The sequence below is a fragment of the Sphingomonas sp. MA1305 genome (assembly GCF_016107325.1).
In the GTDB taxonomy this organism is placed as follows: domain Bacteria; phylum Pseudomonadota; class Alphaproteobacteria; order Sphingomonadales; family Sphingomonadaceae; genus Sphingomonas.
The window spans coordinates 215,294-232,208 of sequence record NZ_RCVT01000002.1; the positions used below are offsets into that span (position 1 = coordinate 215,294).

Below are 16,915 nucleotides of genomic sequence, written 5' to 3' on the forward strand. Positions count from 1 at the left end.
GCCGGGAGGGGACCATACGCAGGATGGTAGAGGGGCGTGAATGCCCCCCTCCGTCAGCCCTGCGGACTGCCACCCCTTTCTTTGCGGTGAGGCGTTGCCTGGCCTACTTCACCTGGAACCCCTCCCAGAAAATATCCGCGCGGTCGATCCATATCGTATTGAAGCCGGTCGCGACCGCCGATCCCTCGATCGACGGCACGATTCCCTGCACACCGCCGAGGGTCGTTTCCGCCTCGACCCGGCCGATGAAGCGGCTGCCGATATAGCTTTCGTGGACGAAGCGGTCACCGACCTTCAGCGTGCCGCGGTCGGCGAGATGCGCCAACCGCGCCGAGGTGCCGGTGCCGCAAGGGCTGCGGTCGATCGCCTTGTCGCCGTAGAAGACCGCGTTGCGGCCGTCGGCATCGTTGGCGCGCGGCTTGTCCGCCCACAGGATATGGCTGACGCCACGGATCGTCGGATCGAGCGGATGCACCGGCTCGCACTTGGCACGCACCGCCTCGCGGATACGGCCGGACAGCTCGACCAGCCGGCCCGCACCCATCGCGTCGAGCCCGGTATATTGCCCCTGCGGCTCGATGATCGCGTAATAATTGCCGCCATAGGACACGTCGATGCGGAGTGGCCCGATGCCCTCGACATCGACCTCGACGCCCTTCGCCGCGACATAGGCGGGGACGTTGGTGATGCGCACCGCGGTCACCTTGGGCCCATCGACCTCATAAGCGATGTCGATCACGCCCGCCGGCACCTCGACCTTCAAGCGCCCCGGCGTCGCGGGCTGGATCAGCCCGTGCTCCAGCCCGAAGGTCACCATGCCGATCGTGCCGTGCCCGCACATCGGCAGGCAGCCGCTGGTCTCGATGAACAGGATGCCGATATCGGCGTCGGGCGTCGTCGGCGGGTAGAGGAAGCCGCCCGACATCATGTCGTGCCCGCGCGGTTCGAAACAGAGCCCGGTGCGGATCCAGTCGAAGCGACTGAGGAAATCCTGCCGCCGCTCCGACATCGACGCGCCCTTGAGCAGCGGCGCCCCGCCCGCCACCAGGCGAACGGGGTTACCGGCGGTGTGGCCGTCGATGCAGAAGAAGGTGTGGCGCATCAGGCGGCGATCAGATCCTCGGTGGTGCCGAGCGTCGGCCGGGTCGCCGCGGCCTTCTCGACCATCGCGATCACCTCGGCGCGGCGTGCGCCCTCCAGCACGTAGCGCGGCGGCAGCACGCGCTCCGAACCGCGGCCCATCACCTGCTCGGCGAGCTTGATCGACTGGACCAGGTCATGCTCGGCGTCGAGGTGGAGCAGCGGCATGAACCAGCGATAGATTTCCATCGCCTTGGCATGGTCGCCACGCTCGAACGCGCGGACCAGCTCGACCGATTCCTTCGGAAAGGCGTTGGTCAGGCCCGACACCCAACCCTGCGCGCCGAGGTACAGGCCCTCGAGCGCGACGTCGTCCAGCCCGGCGAACAGCACGTAGCGGTCGCCGAAGGCATTGCGGAAGTCGGTGAAGCGGCGGGTGTCCGGCGCGCTTTCCTTGACCGCGACGATGTTCTTCACGTCGACCAGCGCGGCGAGCACCTCCTGGTCGATCACTGTCCGGTACGCCGGCGGATTGTTGTAGAGCATGATCGGCAGGCCGGTCTGCTCCGCGACACCCTTGAAATGGTTCACCAGCTCGTGCGCCTTGGGCACATAGACCATCGGCGGCAGCAGCATCAGGCCGTCGGCGCCGGCCTTCTCCGCCGCCTGCGCATAGCGCACCGCGCGGCGCGTGTCATATTCCGACACGCCGGTGACGACGGGCACGCGGCCGTCGACCGCCTCGACGATCGCCGACAGCACGGTGACCTTCTCGTCGTAATCGAGCGAGTTGTTCTCGCCGACCGTGCCGAGCGCGATCACGCCGGTGACGCCGTCGCGGATCAGGTCGTCGACGACGCGCTGCGTATCGGCGAGGTCGATCGTCATGTCTTCGCGAACCTGCGTGGTCACCGCAGGAAACACGCCCTTCCAGGCCACCGTCATGTCAGCATTCCTTCCAATTACGCCAAATCGTATACGTTTGTTTATCGTGCTGCACAAGGGGGCACTGACACCGGTGACGGAACGGGCGTCACGACATGCATCGTCGGCGTCAACGCCTCCCATTCCTCGACCGCGACGGCGGCGCTGCCCTTCGCATCGTATGAGGCATCGAACACGGCACGCAGGCAGCGGGTGGTGATCGTCGGGAAGGTGACGGTTTCGAACCCGTCGCGCTCCGCCGCTTCATGCCGCAGGCCGGGTACCGTTTGCCAGCCACCGTCGCGCCAATAATCCAACCGCCACGCCGCTGGTGGTGCGACCCCCTCCGTCGCGCCGGCGGGATGGTCGGCGAAGAAGCGGATGCGGCTGGCATTCAGCGTCACCGGCGCTGGCCAGCGATACGCGATCCACGCCTGCCTCGGCGTATCGGCGCCGCGCCATGTGCCCCACATGTCGGGGGGCAACGGCGCAGCGCGTACCTTGCCGTCGTTGAGCGCGCCCAGCCAGAATTGCACCGGCACCGGCTGGTTCGATGCGGAAGCCACGGCGGCGGGCGCGACGTTGCGGCTCGGCCGTACCGGCTGGGGCGCACGGGTCGGCACCACCGGGCGGATCGCGGCCGGGGTGACGCTATCGTCCCACGCCATCCGGTCGATCGCCACGGAGCGGCGGAAATGGCCGCCGCCCTTCGCATCGGCGGTGTGATAGGCGAGATACCATTGGCCTTTGAACTCCGCCGCGCCCGCATGCGACGTGGTCGAGGACACCGGCGGCAGGATCACGCCACGATAGGTCCAAGGCCCCAGCGGCGACGGCGCGGAGGCAAAGGCCTGGCACGCATAATAGACCGCCGGCGTGCACGGGCTGTCCGGCCCGGCGGTGTTGGCGGCGTAGATCAGATAATAGGTGCCGCGCCGCTCCATCAGCCACGGCGCCTCGAAGAAGCCGGTGGCGCCGGTCAGCGTCACCTCCGGCCCCACCGGCGTCACCATGTCGGGCGCCAGCGTCATGCCGCGTAGCTGGCCGAACGTGCCCCAGATGATCGTCACCTTGCGCCCCTCGACCAACACGGTCGGGTCGATGTTCTGAATGCGATTGGCGACCGGCACGGTCTGCGAGATGATCGGCCCGGCCGGATGTGCGTCGCGCCACGGCCCGCGCACGTCGTCCGCCACCGCGACGCCGATCGCGAACTTGTCGTCGGCATCGGACACGCGCTGCATCACCGGAGCATAGAGGTAGAAACGGCCGTCCGGCCCGCGCACGATCTGCCCGGCATAAGCACGGCCCTTGTCGGCCCAGGCGAACACCGCTTCCGGCCGGGCGACGGCGGGATAATGCTGCCAGCGGCCCGACGCTGGGTCCTTGGTCGACAGCAATTGCCATTCGTTCATGATGAAGTCGTTGACGCCATCCGGCGCCTCGTCGCGCCCGGCGAGAATGTAGAGCGTGTCGCCGACGACGATCGGCGCCGGGTCGGTCGAATAATAGCGGCCGTCCGCCAGGATCGGATTGCCCGGCCGCGTGACCGTTTCCGGTGCGGCCTGACCCATCGTGGCGAGCCCCGCCAGCGCGAGCAACCGCCTCACCGTTCCTCGTCCGGATACGGCCCCTTGCCGCCGTCGCGGATCAGCTGGTCGGTGCGTGCGTCGATCACCGACACCGGCACCGAGCCGAGCGACAGGATCGCATCGTGAAACGCGCGCACGTTGAACTTCGCCCCCAGCGCCGCCTCCGCCCGCGCTCGCGCGCGCTGGATCGCGAGTTCGCCGGTATAATAGCTCAGCGCCTGACCCGGCCAGGCGATGTAGCGATCGACCTCCGTCTCGATCTCGTGGTCGGCAAGCGCGGTATTGTCGTGCAGGTATCGCTGCGCCTGTTCGCGGCTCCAGCCCTTGGCGTGGATGCCGGTATCGACGACCAGCCGCGACGCACGCCACGCCTGGTAGCTGAGCATGCCGAATAGGTCATAGGGCGTGTCGTACATCCCCATCTCCTCGCCCAACGCCTCGCAATAGAGCGCCCAGCCCTCGCCATAGACCGACAGATAGCCGTCGCGCCGGAACGCCGGCAGGTCATTGTTCTCCGCCGCCAGCGGCATCTGGAAGGCATGGCCCGGCGCGCTTTCGTGCAGCGTCAGCGCGGGCAGCGAATAGAGCGGCCGCGCCGGCAGATTATAGGTGTTGACCAGATAGATGCCCGGCCCGCCGCGCCCGCCGGTGTAGAAGGGCGCAAGGTCCGCCGGCACAGGCTTGATCGCGAAGCGCGCGCGCGGCAGCCGGCCGAAATATTGGCTCGCCTTGCCGTCGAACGTCTTGGCGATCCAGGCGGCGCGATCGAGCAGATCCTGCGGCGTCTTGGCATAGAAGCGCGGATCGCTGCGCAGGAAGGCGAGGAAGGCGGGCAGATCGCCTTTGAACCCGACTTGCGTCATCACCCCCTGCATCCGCGCGCGGATCTTCGCCATCTCGGCAAGGCCGATGCGGTGGATCTCCTCGGGCGATTGGTCGAGCGTGGTGAACTCCGCGACCTTGGACCGGTAATAGGCCTTGCCGTCCGGCAGGTCGTAGGCGGCGAGCGTCCGCCGCGCGCCCGGGATATATTCGGTGCGCAGGAAGGCGAGCAGCTTCGCATGCGCCGGCACCACCGCCTCGCGGATCGCCGCGGCGGCCTGCGCCTTCAACGCGCTTTGCGTCGCCGCCGGGATCATCGCGGGAAATTTCAGGAAGGGCGCATAATAAAGCGATTCTTCGGGGCTGCGCGCGTCGACGACCTGCGCGACGCCGATGTCGCGGCCCTTCAGCGTCACCTGCGCCGGCGTGAAGCCACGCTTGAGGCCGGCGCGCATATTGGCGATCTGCTGGTCGAAATAGCGCGGCATCTCGCGCAGCATCGCCAAATAGTCGCGATAATCCTGTTCGCGCACGAAGCTGCCGCGCGACGCCTCGGCGACATCGCCCCAGAAGCTGGTGTCCGAATTGAGCGGCTTCTCATATTCGCGAAACCGCTGCTCGGCGAGCAGCGCGTCGATCTGCCCCTTGTAGACGAGATAGTTGGTCCGCTCCGCCGGCGACAGGTCGTCCGGCCGGATTGCGGCGAGCGCCGCCGCGGTGCGCGTCCAGCGCGCCAGCTTTTCCGCCTGCGCCGCCGGGCCGACATCCGGCAGGTGCCGCGCCTCGCCGCCCGGATTGGCGTCGCCGGCGGCGAGCATTGTTCTCCGCCAGTCGTATTCCTGCGTATACAGTGCCTTGAGGCGCGCATCCGCGCTCCCCGGCACCGCCGCCGGCGCCGCCAGCAACAGGGCGGCCACAATCAGGCTCATGCGCCGATCCTCATGATGTCGTCATACAAGGCCTGCGGAATCGTCACCCCTTGCGCCAGGCTGCGCGCCCGCGCGGCGTAGCGCCGGCTCGACGGCAAGCGCGCGCCCTGCCCCTCGATGCTCGCGAACATCGCCTCGGCGCGCGCGAGATGCTCGGCCACCGCCTCGCCCAGGAAGCCGGCGGGATCGACCGCGATCACCAGTTCGCCGCCGATCGGCGATCCGCCACGCCCGCCGTCCGCGGCGATCGAGTCCGCGCTGGTCATGTCGCCGATCAGCGGCCCCGCGACCAGCTCGACCATCGCCGCCAGCGCCGATCCCTTGTGCCCGCCAAAGGTGCGCATCGCGCCGGCGAGCACCTTCTCCGCCTCCGTCGTCGGCAGCCCGTCCGCGTCATAGCCCCAGTCGTCGGGCACCGGCTTGCCGGCGCGCCGGTGCAGTTCGATCTCGCCGCGCGCCACCGCGCTGGTCGCGAAGTCGAACACGAACGGGTCGCGCCCCGGCCTTGGCCAGCCGAAGGCGATCGGGTTGGTGCCGAACACCGGCTTGGTACCGCCCGCCGGCGCAACCCAGGCGTGGCTGGGGGTGAAGGCGAGCGCGACCAGGCCCTCGCTCGCCAGCGCCTCCACCTCGGGCCACAGGGCTGCAAAATGCACGACATGGTTGAGCGCCAGCGCGGCGATGCCGAACGCCCTGGCCTTGTCGACCAGCAGCGGCCGCCCGCGCTCGAACGCCAGTTGCGCGAAACCGCCGCCGCCGTCCACCCGCACCAGCGCGCGCGCGGGCTCGCTGACCACCGGCACCGCATCGGGCACCACCACGCCCTTGGCGATGCTGTTGGCCGCGACCAGCAGGCGGTAGATGCCATGGCTGGCGCAACCGTCGCGCTCGCCGGCGACCATCGTCTCCGCCACCGCCGCGGCGTGATCGGGCGCGAGGCCGACCGCGACCAACTTGCTGCGCGCCAAGGTGCGCAGGGCATCCAGCGTCAGGTGGACGCCATCACTCATGCCACGGATCCCGACGTGCCCGCCGCCTTCGCCGTGTACAGCCGCACGCCGAAGATCGGCCCGGCGCTGCTGCGGTCATGCGGCACGATCCGTACACGCACGCTCGCCTTGCCGCGGGTCAGCGCTTCCGGCAGCGGATAATCGACGTCGAAGAATTTGCCCGGCCGGTCGTTGTCCAGCCGCTGCGTCGCAACTTTCACGTTGTCGACCAGGATGTCGAAGTCGCGCCCACGCTCGCTGCCCCAATAGGTCGCCTGCAACAGCAAGGGGCCCGGGCGCGTCTTCATGTCGAATTCGATGAAACCGCCCGACCTTGCATCACGACCCTGCCGGCCGCGATAGGTGGTCGGATAGGACAATTCGCTGGTCAGCTTGTGGTCGCGCTCCGGCTGCATTTCGCCCAGATGCATGACGTCGACCGAGCGCGCGGCGATGTCCTTCAGCCGCGCCTGTTCGGCGGTATAGGCGGCCTCTTCCGCGGCCCAGGCGCTGTAGGAGAAGCGCTTGAAATAGACCGCGCTCTGCCGCCGATACTGACGATAGAAGGGCACGAAGTCGAGATCGCCCGGCCGTACCACGCCACGCGTCGCATAGCGGCCAGCCGCCGCGTCGCGCGCGGCGAACCCGCCCACCAGGTCGGCACCAACCAAAGCGGGATCGGCCTTGTCCCATTTGGCGTCCGCCGCGCCCAGATCGGCGGCGAGCACCATCGGCCCACGCAGCACGGCGACCGTGCTGTCATCGCCGGGTGTCGATTCGAGCCGCAGGTCGAGCGGCAGCGTGATCGCGACGCGGTCGCCCGCCTTCCAGTCGCGCGTCACCACGGCATAGCCGCGTGCCGTCGCCGGCTGCACCGGCGCGTCGTTGACGGTCACCACCGCCTTGCTCGTCGCCCAGCCGGGCACGCGCAGCGCTACCGGGAAGCGGCCGCCGCGTACCTTGGTGAAGGTCAGCGTCGACGTTCCCTCGAACGGATAGCGCGTGTCGAGCGTCACCGCCGCCCGCCGCCGCGCCCATTGCGCGTCCGCCGGAATGTAGAGGTTGACGTAGAAGGTGCCGTCGTCACTGTCGGCGAAGATGCTCTCGCCGTGTTTGGCGTGGCTCTCCATCCCCGACCCGACGCAGCACCAGAAGGCATCGTCCGCGGTGGTGGAATAGTCACGCGGAGCCCCGCTCATCAGCGGCGTCATATAGGTGAAGCCGCCGGTCGCCGGATCCTGCGCGCTCATCACGTGATTGAGATGCGCGCGCTCGTAATAGTCGAACAAAGCGCCGTCCGGCTGCCACGACCACAGATGCCGGGTCAGCTTGAGCATGTTGTAGGTGTTGCAATGTTCGCACGTCTGTTCGGTGATGTGCTGCGCGATGCTGTCCGGCTCGCTGAAATATTCGCGGTCGGCGTTGCCGCCGATGACGTAGCTGTGGTGCCGCGTCACCGCCTCCCAGAAGAAGCGGGCCGCCTTCGCCTTGTCCGGCGCGCCGCCGGACACTTCGTGGATGCGGGCGAGGCCGATCAGCTTGGGCACCTGCGTGTTGGCATGGAAGTTGGCGAGCTTGTCCTCGCCGCGTGCCAGCGGATCGAGCACGCGATTGTCGTAGAGCGTGTTCGCCATCTTCAGCCAGCGCGGGTCGTGCGTGCGGCCGTACAACTCGGCATAGCTTTCGTTGAGCCCGCCATATTCGCAGCCCAGCACCGTCTGCACCTGCTCCGGCGTCAGCGCGGCGAAGACGCGCTCGAAATAACCGGCGAGACCCTCGACGACCTTCAGCGCCTGCGCATTGCCCCAGGCGGCATGGACGTCGAGCAGGCCGGCAAACAGCTTGTGTACCGTATAGAGTGGCGACCAGCTGCCATTGAGGTCGAACCCGCCGGAGCGGATGTCGCCCTTCATGACCTCGGGGAAGATCTCCTCCCCGTCGACGATCGTCCCGTCCTTGCGCTTGCGGCCCAGCGCGCCGACGTAGCCGGTGCCGCGCTTCGCCTGGCAGGCGGCGAGTTCGCCGACGATATAATCGGCGCGACGCCGCATCTCGGCATCGCCGGTTTGCTGCCAGGTGAGCACCAGCGCCGACAGATAGTGGCCGAGCGTATGCCCGGAGATCGTGTCACTTTCCCATCCGCCGTAGATCTCGCCCTTCGGCTCCAGCCCGGCATATTTGCGGAAATTGTGCAGCAGCCGATCGGGCTGCAACCGCAGGAGATAGGTGCGGTTGACCTCCACCGCACGCTGATAGTCCGACGGCCGCAGTCGTACTGCCGACAGGGGAAGCGGGCAGGCGGTGGCGCGCGCACTATTCGAGATGGCGGCGATCGACCTGCGCGGAAAACCCACGAACGCCATCGCCGCGCCACTCGCCAGGGCTGCCCGCCGGCTGATCGTCACCACATTCTGTCTCCTTCGGATCGTATACAATCTAAAAAAGACGTCATGTCAACAACTCCGCAGTTGACCTAATACCGTATATGGTATTGATCTATCGACTTCCGGGGGGCCGATGTAATTTTATTGCTCTGGGGGTGACATGAAGAAAACGACATTCCGCCTTGCTCAATCCGCCTGCCTGATGGCAGTGGCGATTGGGTTGACCGCTGCCGCCGCGCAGGCGCAGACCACGTCGTCCCAATCGTCGCAGGAAACCGCCGCGCCCGGTGACCAGACGATCGCGACGAACGTTCCGGTGTCCCAATCGGGCGGGGATGACGTCGTCGTCACCGGCACCCGTATCCGTCGGGCGGATCTCGTCAGCAACAGCCCGCTGACCAGCGTCGGCGCCCAGGAACTGACGTGGCAAGGCACCAACAACATCGAGAACGCGCTGAACCGCCTGCCGCAGTTCACGCCAGACGCGAACGAGAACGTGTCGAACGGATCGGACGGCACGGCCAACATCAACCTGCGCAATCTCGGTTCCAACCGCGTCCTGACGCTGATCAACGGTCAGCGGATGCTACCGACGCAGGCGATGGACGTGAACTTCATCCCCTCGGCGATCGTCGAACGGGTCGATGTGGTGACCGGCGGCGCATCTGCGGTGTACGGCTCGGATGCCCTCTCCGGCGTCGTCAACTTCATCCTGCGCGACCACCTCGACGGCTTCCGCCTCGACGCCCAGTCGAGCATCGCTGATCACACCAACGACAACAGCTTCGTTCGATCGATCGTCTCGGCGCGTGGCTATCAGACGGCGCCGCCGCACACGTTCGACGGTGCCAAGCAGGACATCAACGCCTCGTTCGGCAAGACGATGCTCGACGGCCGGCTCAACATCACCGTCTACGGTGGCTATCGCCACACCGATCCGGTGCTGCAGTCGACCCGCGACGTCTCCGCCTGCGCTCTCAACAGCGCGACCACGACCTTTTCGTGCGGCGGTTCGAGCAACACGCCGTACGGCACCTTCACCCCGCTTGCCGGTCCCGACGCCGGCATGAAGCTGACCAACAGCGTCGACGGCAGCAAGACCTGGGTCCCCTACGTCTCCTCGGTCTACGCCTATAATTATGCCCCGGCCAACTACATCCAGCGTTCCGACGAGCGCTACAATGCCGGCGGCTTCCTGCACCTGAAGATCGCGCCGCAGGCCGAGATCTACGGCAGCTTCATGTACATGAAGGACAACAGCTTCTCGCAGGTGGCGCCCTCGGCACTCTATTTCGGCCAGACCTACGCCGTCACCTGCAACAATCCGCTGCTCAGCGCCAGTCAGGCGCAGGCGCTGTGCGGCACCGCCGCCGGCACCGCGACGACGCAGAACACGCTGATCGGCTACCGGCTCAGCGGCAGTGGCGCGCTGCCCCGCCGCGACAGCCTGCAGCATGAGGATTTCCGCTCGATGGTCGGCGTCCGCGGCGATCTCGGCAGCGGCTTCAGCTACGACGTCAGCGTGCTGCGCTCCGCCGCGCATTACGACGAGACCTATCTTAACGACGTCAGCGTCGCCAAGGCGCAACGCGCCCTGCTCGCGGTGCCGGACGGCAATGGCGGCGCGGTCTGCCAATCGGTGCTCGACGGCACCGACAAATCCTGCGTTCCGGTCAACGTGTTCCAGGCGAATGCGATCACCACCGCCGCGGCCAATTATCTTTACGCTCCCAAGTCAACGCGCGGACGCTACGGGCTCAACGTCATTTCGGGCAGCGTGACCGGCGATCTCGGCAAGCTCGGCATCACCAGCCCATTCGCCCGCGACGGCGTCGGCATCGTGCTGGGCGGCGAGCATCGCCGCGAGACCTTGCTGTTCACCGGCGACGCGCAGGCGCTGGAGGCGGGCACGCAGAATTCGGATGGCATCATCGCGGTGACCGAAGGCTTCGGCGAGATCGAGGTGCCGCTGGTCCAAGACAAGCCGTTCTTCCGGTCGCTGACGGTCAACGGCGGCTTCCGCTACTCCGACTACAAGAACCGGCAGGATTCGACCGGCTTCCGCTCCGGCTACAACGCCTTTACCTACAAGGGCGAATTGAGCTGGCAGGTCGCCGAGCCGCTGCGCTTGCGGGCCAGCTACAATCGCGCGATCCGCGCGCCGAACATCTCCGAGCTCTTCTCCAACCTGTCGCTGGGCAACGTCAACGCGACCGATCCGTGTGCCGGGGCCAGCCCGACCGCATCGCTCGCCGCCTGCCAGCTGACCGGCGTCACGGCGGCGCAGTACAACAACCGTCTCGTCATCGAATGCCCCGCCGACCAATGCACCGGCCAGTTCGGCGGCAACCGCGGCCTCAAGCCCGAAAAGGCTGATACCTACACCGCCGGCATCGTGCTGGCGCCCCGCGGCGGACGCAATCTGTCGCTGTCGGTCGATTACTTCCACATCAAGGTGAAGGACTATATCGGCAGCATCGATCCGAATACGACGATCAGCCAATGCTTCTCGACCGGCAGCCCCTATTTCTGTGGACTGTTCCATCGCGATCCGCTGACTGGATCGATCTTCGGCACCGGCTATGTCGTGTCGACGACGCTCAACACCGGCTATCTGCAGACGTCGGGGCTCGATCTGGCCGCCAATGCCACCGTTCCGGTCGGCCGTTTCGGCAAGGTCAATCTCGACTTCATCGGCACCTATCTGTTCGAACAGGCGACGCAGCCGCTGCCCGGCGGCGACTCCTATGACTGCAAGGGCCTGTTCGGCTATTCCTGTGGCCAGCCCAACCCAGTGTGGCGCCACAATCTGCGCCTGACCTGGCAGCCGGACGAGATCGCCAGCCTGTCGTTCAACTGGCGATTCATCAACAAAACCAAATTGTCGACGACGTCGAGCAACAGCTATCTGACCGGCGCGCCTGATCCGATCGACGAGCGTATCGCGCCGTACAGCTACTTCGATCTGACCGCGGCGGTGGCCGTCAACAGCAATCTCACCCTTCGCCTTGGCGCCAACAATCTGCTCGACAAGAGCCCGCCGGCGCTCGCTTCGGGCGTGCTCAACCTGTTCGGCAACGGCAATACCTATCCGGGTGTCTACGACGTGCTCGGCCGCCGGATCTTCGCCGGCGCGACCGTCAAATTCTGAACTGTATACGGATCAGGCAAATCGCGTAACAATGTGGCCCCCGTTCTAATCGAACGGGGGCCGTTCCTGGGGACCCGTGATGACCGACGCTCGACGCTGCGCCGCCCTTCTCCTGCTTGCCGCGCCCGCGTTGATCGCCGCAGACGCCCAGCAATCCGCCAAGCCGCAATATGCGCCCATCGCGACCCGCGACTTTGCGGTCGGACCGTTTCGCTTGGCCTTGCGCAGCGACACGCAGACGCTCGCGCGCCTGTCGCCGGCCGCGGAACCGGGGTTCAGCTTCGTGCCGACCGACCGTGAAGCGGAGCGTGCTGGCGATGGCTACAACCATATCGGCGACATCCACCTGCGCGTGCGGGCGCCGGGCAGCGCATGGCGCGACCTCGATTCGGCGGCGGCGCGGCGGCCGATCCGCGCCCTGCCCGCCGCCAAAACCGTGATCGCCGCCGCGGACATCACCGCAAGCCTGGGTACGGACAGCCCGCTGTCGGTCGAGCGCCGCTGGGTCGACGAGCACGGTCAGCTCGCGCTGCGCTTCACGCTCCGCAACGTCTCGGCGACGCCGGTGGAAATCGGTGTGCTCGGGCTGCCGATGGTGTTCGACAACATCATCACCGACCGCACGCTCGATCAGGCCCATGCGCAGGCGAGCTTCACCGACCCCTATATCGGCCGGGACGCCGGCTATCTGCAGGTTACGCGCCTGAACGGCAAGGGGCCGGCGCTGCTCGTTCTTCCGGAACGCGGCACGCCGCTCGAAGCCTATGTGCCGCTGCTCGGCCCACATGAGCGTGACGGGGCGAGCAGCTTCGCCGACAAGAGCCCGCGCGGGCAGACGTCGGAAGGCTTCTACGACTGGACTGTCCATTCCGCCGGTTACGTGGAGCGCGAATGGAAGAAGGGTGGCGAACCGTGGAACGCGCCGACCGCCCGCACGCTCGCGCCAGGCGAGACGCTGACCGTCGGCGTGCATCTGACCCCGGCACCGACGATTCGCGCGATCGAGATGACATTGGCCGCCGCCGGCCGTCCAGTCGCCGTCGGCATCCCTGGCTATGTCGTACCGACCGACACGAATGCGACCCTCTTCGTCAAGGCGCCGACGCCGATCGTGCGGATCGATAGCTGGCCGGCCGGTGCCATCACCGCGACGCCTGCCGGCACCGTCAAGGGCTGGACCCGTCTGTCGATCCGCGGCGCGCAATGGGGCCGCGCCCGCCTGACGCTGACCTATGCCGATGGCCAGGCGCAGACGGTCAGCTACGTCGTCACCAAGCCGCTCGATCAGACGATGGCCGACCTCGGCCGCTTCGCCACCACCCGCCAATGGTATGAAGGCATGGGCGACCCGTTCGGCCGCAGCCCGGCGATCCTGACCTACGACGATGAGGCTAAGAAGATCGTCGACGTCGAACCGCGCGTCTGGATCGCGGGCATGAGCGACGAGGGCGGCGGTGGCAGCTGGGTCGCGGCGGTGATGAAACAGCTCGACAATCCCGACGCGGGTGAGATCGCCAAGCTGGAGCGCCTGATCGACGCTACCGTCGTCGGCAATCTTCAGGTCGCCGACGGCCCGCATGCCGGCGCGGTCAAGAAGAGTCTCTTCTACTACGACCCCGCCAAATTCCCCCATCTCTACACTGGCGATCCGCGGCAATGGCAGAGCTGGACGTCCTGGAAGGAGAAGGACGCCAACGACCTCGGCCGTGCCTACAACTACCCGCATGTCGCGATCGGTCATTGGGTGCTCTACCGCACCGCACGCAATCACCCCGACCTGGTCACGCGGCATGATTGGCGCTGGTACCTGGACCATGCGTACCTCACCGTCGTGGCGATGATGCGGGACGCGCCTTACTATACCGAATTCGGCCTGATGGAGGGCGACGTATTCGTCGACATCCTCAAGGATCTCCAGCGCGAGGGGATGACCACGCAGGCGACCGAGATGGAACGGTTGATGCGCCACCGCGCCGACCATTGGCGCAGCCTGAAATATCCCTTCGGTTCTGAAATGGCGTGGGATTCGACCGGTCAGCCGGAGGTCTATGCCTGGATGCGCTATTTCGGTTTCCAGCCGCAGGCGGACATCACGCGCGAGGTGATCCTCGGCTACGATCCGACGATCCCGAGCTGGGGCTATAACGGCAATGCTCGCCGGTATTGGGACTTTCTGTACGGCGGCAAATATCCGCGTATCGAGCGGCAGATCCACCATTACGGCTCGGCGCTCAATGCCGTGCCGCTGTTCGACGCCTATCGTGCCAATCCGGCCGACCTGCACCTGTTGCGCGTCGCCTATGGCGGGATGATGGGCGGCATCACCAATATCGATCAGGACGGCTTTTCCTCCGCCGCCTTCCATAGCGCGCCCGACATGATGCGCTGGGATCCATATAGCGGCGACTATGGGATGGGCTTCTTCGGCCATGCCTATGCAGCGGGCAGCTATCTGGCGAACGATCCGACCTTCGGCTGGATTGGCTTCGGCGGCGACGTGCGCGAGGAGCGCGGCACGGTATCGATCGTACCAAAGGACGGTGCGCGATCGCGGCTGTTCGTCGCGCCGGCCGGACAATGGATCGAGCTGGAGGCCAGCAAGATCGCCAAGGCGGTCTACACCCCGGCAAGCGGCCACATCGCGCTGACGCTCGATCCGGCCAGCCGCGGCACGACATCGGCACGGCTGTTTGTCACCCGCACCACGGGTGCCGGTGCGGCCTACCGGCCATCGACAGGCCGGCTGGAGCGGGGTGGCTACACCATCCCGCTCGGAGCCGCTCCGGTAGAGGTCGATCTCACAGGCAGGTGACGCTGCGGCGCGCCGTCGCATCCGACCTGCCTTGCCCGATCGCGCGGAATGACGCGGCCAGCAAGGCACTTCCGCCCGAAGCGGACGCACTCTAAGGATCGGGCCACATCACGGAGCCCGGACACGACGATGGACCTGCTGCTGGTCGAGGACGACACCGCTTATGCCGAGACGCTGGCCGCGGAATTGCGCGCGCTCGATCATGCGGTGACCATCGCGCCAACGGGGATTTCCGCCCTCGAAGCAGTGGCGCGGGCCCGTTTCGACGCGATGATCCTCGACCGCATGCTGCCGCAGCTGGAGGGCACATCCGTGCTGCAGCGGTTGCGCGAGGCGGGCAACACCCTGCCCGTCGTGATGCTGAGCGCGCTCGGCCGGTCGGTCGAGAAGGTCGAGGGGCTGGACGCAGGCGCCGACGATTACGTCGTCAAGCCAACGCCCGCGATCGAATTGGATGCACGGCTGAAGGCGCTCGCCAGGGCGCGCGGCTGGACCGCGGGCGGCAGCGGCGGCGATACGTTGCGCGCCGGCGATATCACCGTCAGCCCGACGCAATTGCGCGCCTGGCGCAACGATCAGCCGCTCGACCTCACCAAGCTCGAACTGGGCCTGCTGACCGAACTCGCCCGCCAGCCGGGGACGATCCTGACCCGGGCGATGCTGCTCGAACGCGTCTGGGGCTATGATTTCGAACCCGCGACCAACATCGTCGATGCGCAGGTGCGGATGCTGCGACGGAAGCTGATCGCGGCGGGCGACGATGACCCGATCGTCACCAAGCGCGGTCTGGGCTATATGCTGCGCGGATGACGGCGCCGCGCGTCCTGACCTATCGGCCGCGTTGGTGGCGGTCATTGTCGCTGCGCGCGCTGACCACAATCTTCCTGTTGCTGTTTCTCGGCACGACGCTGACCACCGGTTATGCCACTTTCGCTGCCTCGCGCGCGGCGGTCGCGCATCTCGTCGATCGGCGTATCGCGACGGTCAGCGACGAGATCGACGACGATGTTCGCCCCGGGGACGCCGCCGCGGTCCTGGCGCGGATCGATCGGCTCAGCCACCAGCGCGATACGGGCGATATCGGGCTCGAGCTGCGCGATGCATCGGGCCATCGCCTCGGCGGCAATATCATGCTCAAACGGCCGCTGCCGCCGGGGTTCTCAACGGTCCGCCACCATGACCGGATCACCGGCCTGTCCGCCGGCCGAGCGCTGGTCCGTCCGCTCGGTGGCGGATTATGGCTGACCACCGTCGGCGAAACCGAACCGTTCGACGATTATGCGTCGTTGCGGCTGCGCAATTATCTGTTCGGTTTCGGGGCGATCGTCGTCGTCGTGCTGACCGGCACCGCGTTGCTAGCATTCCTGATCGGCCGCCGGATTGCCGCGGTGCGCGACACGGCCGAAGCGATTATCGACGGCGATCTGCGCGCACGCCTGCCCGTCGCGGCGGGCGGTGGCGCCTTCGCGCGCGAGGCGGCGACGTTCAATCGTATGCTCGACCGGATCGAGCGGCTGATGGCCGAGGTCGCCGGGGTCAGCAACGACATCGCCCACGATCTGCGCATGCCGCTTGCCCGGCTGCGCGGCCAGCTCGCGCTGATCGCCGCCCGCGCGCCAAGCCCCGCGTGGCGAACGGAGCTCGACCACGCTTTGCAGCAGTGCGATGCTCTGCTCGCGATGTTCGCTGCAACGTTGCGGATCAGCGAGGTCGAGGCAGGCCGCCGCCGCGCCGGCTTCGCCCGGCTCGATTTGGGCGCGCTGGCGGCGGAGATCGGCGAGACGATGGCGGAGGTCGCCACCGACACCGGCCATCGCCTCAGCGTCGACGCAGGCATCGCGCTGCCGGTGGAGGGTGACCGGCAATTGCTGGCCCAGGCGTTGATCAACCTGATCGAGAATGCCTTCCGCCACACGCCGGCGGGTACGTCGGTCACGCTGCACGTGGCCCGCAACGGCGACATCGCCTGCGTCACCATACGGGATCGCGGCCCCGGCATCGCCGTCGCGGACCGCGGCACCGCATTGCGCCGCTTCGGGCGGCTCGACACGAGCCGACACAGCGAGGGACATGGCCTGGGCCTGCCGCTGGTCGACGCGATCGCGCGGTTACACCGCGGTACGCTGATCCTGGGAGATGCCGAGCCGGGGCTCAGCGTGACGCTCGCTTTGCCCTGTGCCGGGAACAGCGCCTGATCGCGGCATCCAGCCCTCCTAGCCCTTTGCCCGCCCC

10 protein-coding genes are annotated in these 16,915 nt (G+C 67.1%); 4 read left to right on the forward strand and 6 right to left on the reverse strand.

Features of this window, described 5'->3' with window-relative positions; genetic code table 11:
- Positions 1 to 103 precede the first annotated feature (103 nt).
- From D9601_RS09090 to D9601_RS09115, 6 genes are read right to left on the reverse strand one after another with little or no spacing between them, the layout of a single operon-like run.
- Positions 104 to 1,102, reverse strand: coding sequence for a 4-hydroxyproline epimerase (locus tag D9601_RS09090; protein ID WP_198353666.1), 999 nt, complete (start codon positions 1,100 to 1,102; stop codon positions 104 to 106).
- Complete coding sequence (locus D9601_RS09095) at positions 1,102 to 2,025, reverse strand: dihydrodipicolinate synthase family protein (protein WP_198353668.1); 924 nt, start codon at positions 2,023 to 2,025, stop codon at positions 1,102 to 1,104. The genes D9601_RS09090 and D9601_RS09095 overlap by 1 nt, the downstream gene beginning before the upstream one ends.
- A gap of 41 nt (positions 2,026 to 2,066) precedes the next feature.
- Positions 2,067 to 3,614, reverse strand: a complete 1,548-nt coding sequence (locus D9601_RS09100; protein ID WP_332837952.1) for a family 43 glycosylhydrolase — start codon at positions 3,612 to 3,614, stop codon at positions 2,067 to 2,069.
- Complete coding sequence (locus D9601_RS09105) at positions 3,611 to 5,347, reverse strand: DUF885 domain-containing protein (RefSeq protein ID WP_198353670.1); 1,737 nt, start codon at positions 5,345 to 5,347, stop codon at positions 3,611 to 3,613. Before D9601_RS09105 ends, D9601_RS09100 begins: the two co-directional genes overlap by 4 nt.
- On the reverse strand, positions 5,344 to 6,357 hold the full coding sequence (locus tag D9601_RS09110) for an Ldh family oxidoreductase (protein WP_198353672.1): 1,014 nt from the start codon (positions 6,355 to 6,357) through the stop codon (positions 5,344 to 5,346). The genes D9601_RS09105 and D9601_RS09110 overlap by 4 nt, the downstream gene beginning before the upstream one ends.
- Positions 6,354 to 8,744, reverse strand: a complete 2,391-nt coding sequence (locus tag D9601_RS09115) for a glycoside hydrolase family 127 protein (protein WP_332837953.1) — start codon at positions 8,742 to 8,744, stop codon at positions 6,354 to 6,356. The genes D9601_RS09110 and D9601_RS09115 overlap by 4 nt, the downstream gene beginning before the upstream one ends.
- A 178-nt stretch (positions 8,745 to 8,922) precedes the next feature.
- On the opposite strand from D9601_RS09115, the gene D9601_RS09120 reads away from it, so the two are divergent.
- The 4 genes from D9601_RS09120 to D9601_RS09135 all read left to right on the forward strand — a co-directional run bounded on the left by D9601_RS09120 (position 8,923) and on the right by D9601_RS09135 (position 16,878).
- On the forward strand, positions 8,923 to 11,871 hold the full coding sequence (locus tag D9601_RS09120; protein ID WP_198353674.1) for a TonB-dependent receptor domain-containing protein: 2,949 nt from the start codon (positions 8,923 to 8,925) through the stop codon (positions 11,869 to 11,871).
- Between the two features lie 79 nt (positions 11,872 to 11,950).
- Complete coding sequence (locus D9601_RS09125) at positions 11,951 to 14,683, forward strand: DUF5695 domain-containing protein (RefSeq protein ID WP_198353676.1); 2,733 nt, start codon at positions 11,951 to 11,953, stop codon at positions 14,681 to 14,683.
- A 129-nt stretch (positions 14,684 to 14,812) separates the two neighbouring features.
- Positions 14,813 to 15,493 (forward strand): response regulator transcription factor, encoded by a 681-nt coding sequence (locus D9601_RS09130; protein WP_198353677.1) that lies wholly within the window; start codon positions 14,813 to 14,815, stop codon positions 15,491 to 15,493.
- On the forward strand, positions 15,490 to 16,878 hold the full coding sequence (locus tag D9601_RS09135) for a sensor histidine kinase (RefSeq protein ID WP_198353679.1): 1,389 nt from the start codon (positions 15,490 to 15,492) through the stop codon (positions 16,876 to 16,878). Before D9601_RS09130 ends, D9601_RS09135 begins: the two co-directional genes overlap by 4 nt.
- Positions 16,879 to 16,915 lie beyond the last annotated feature (37 nt).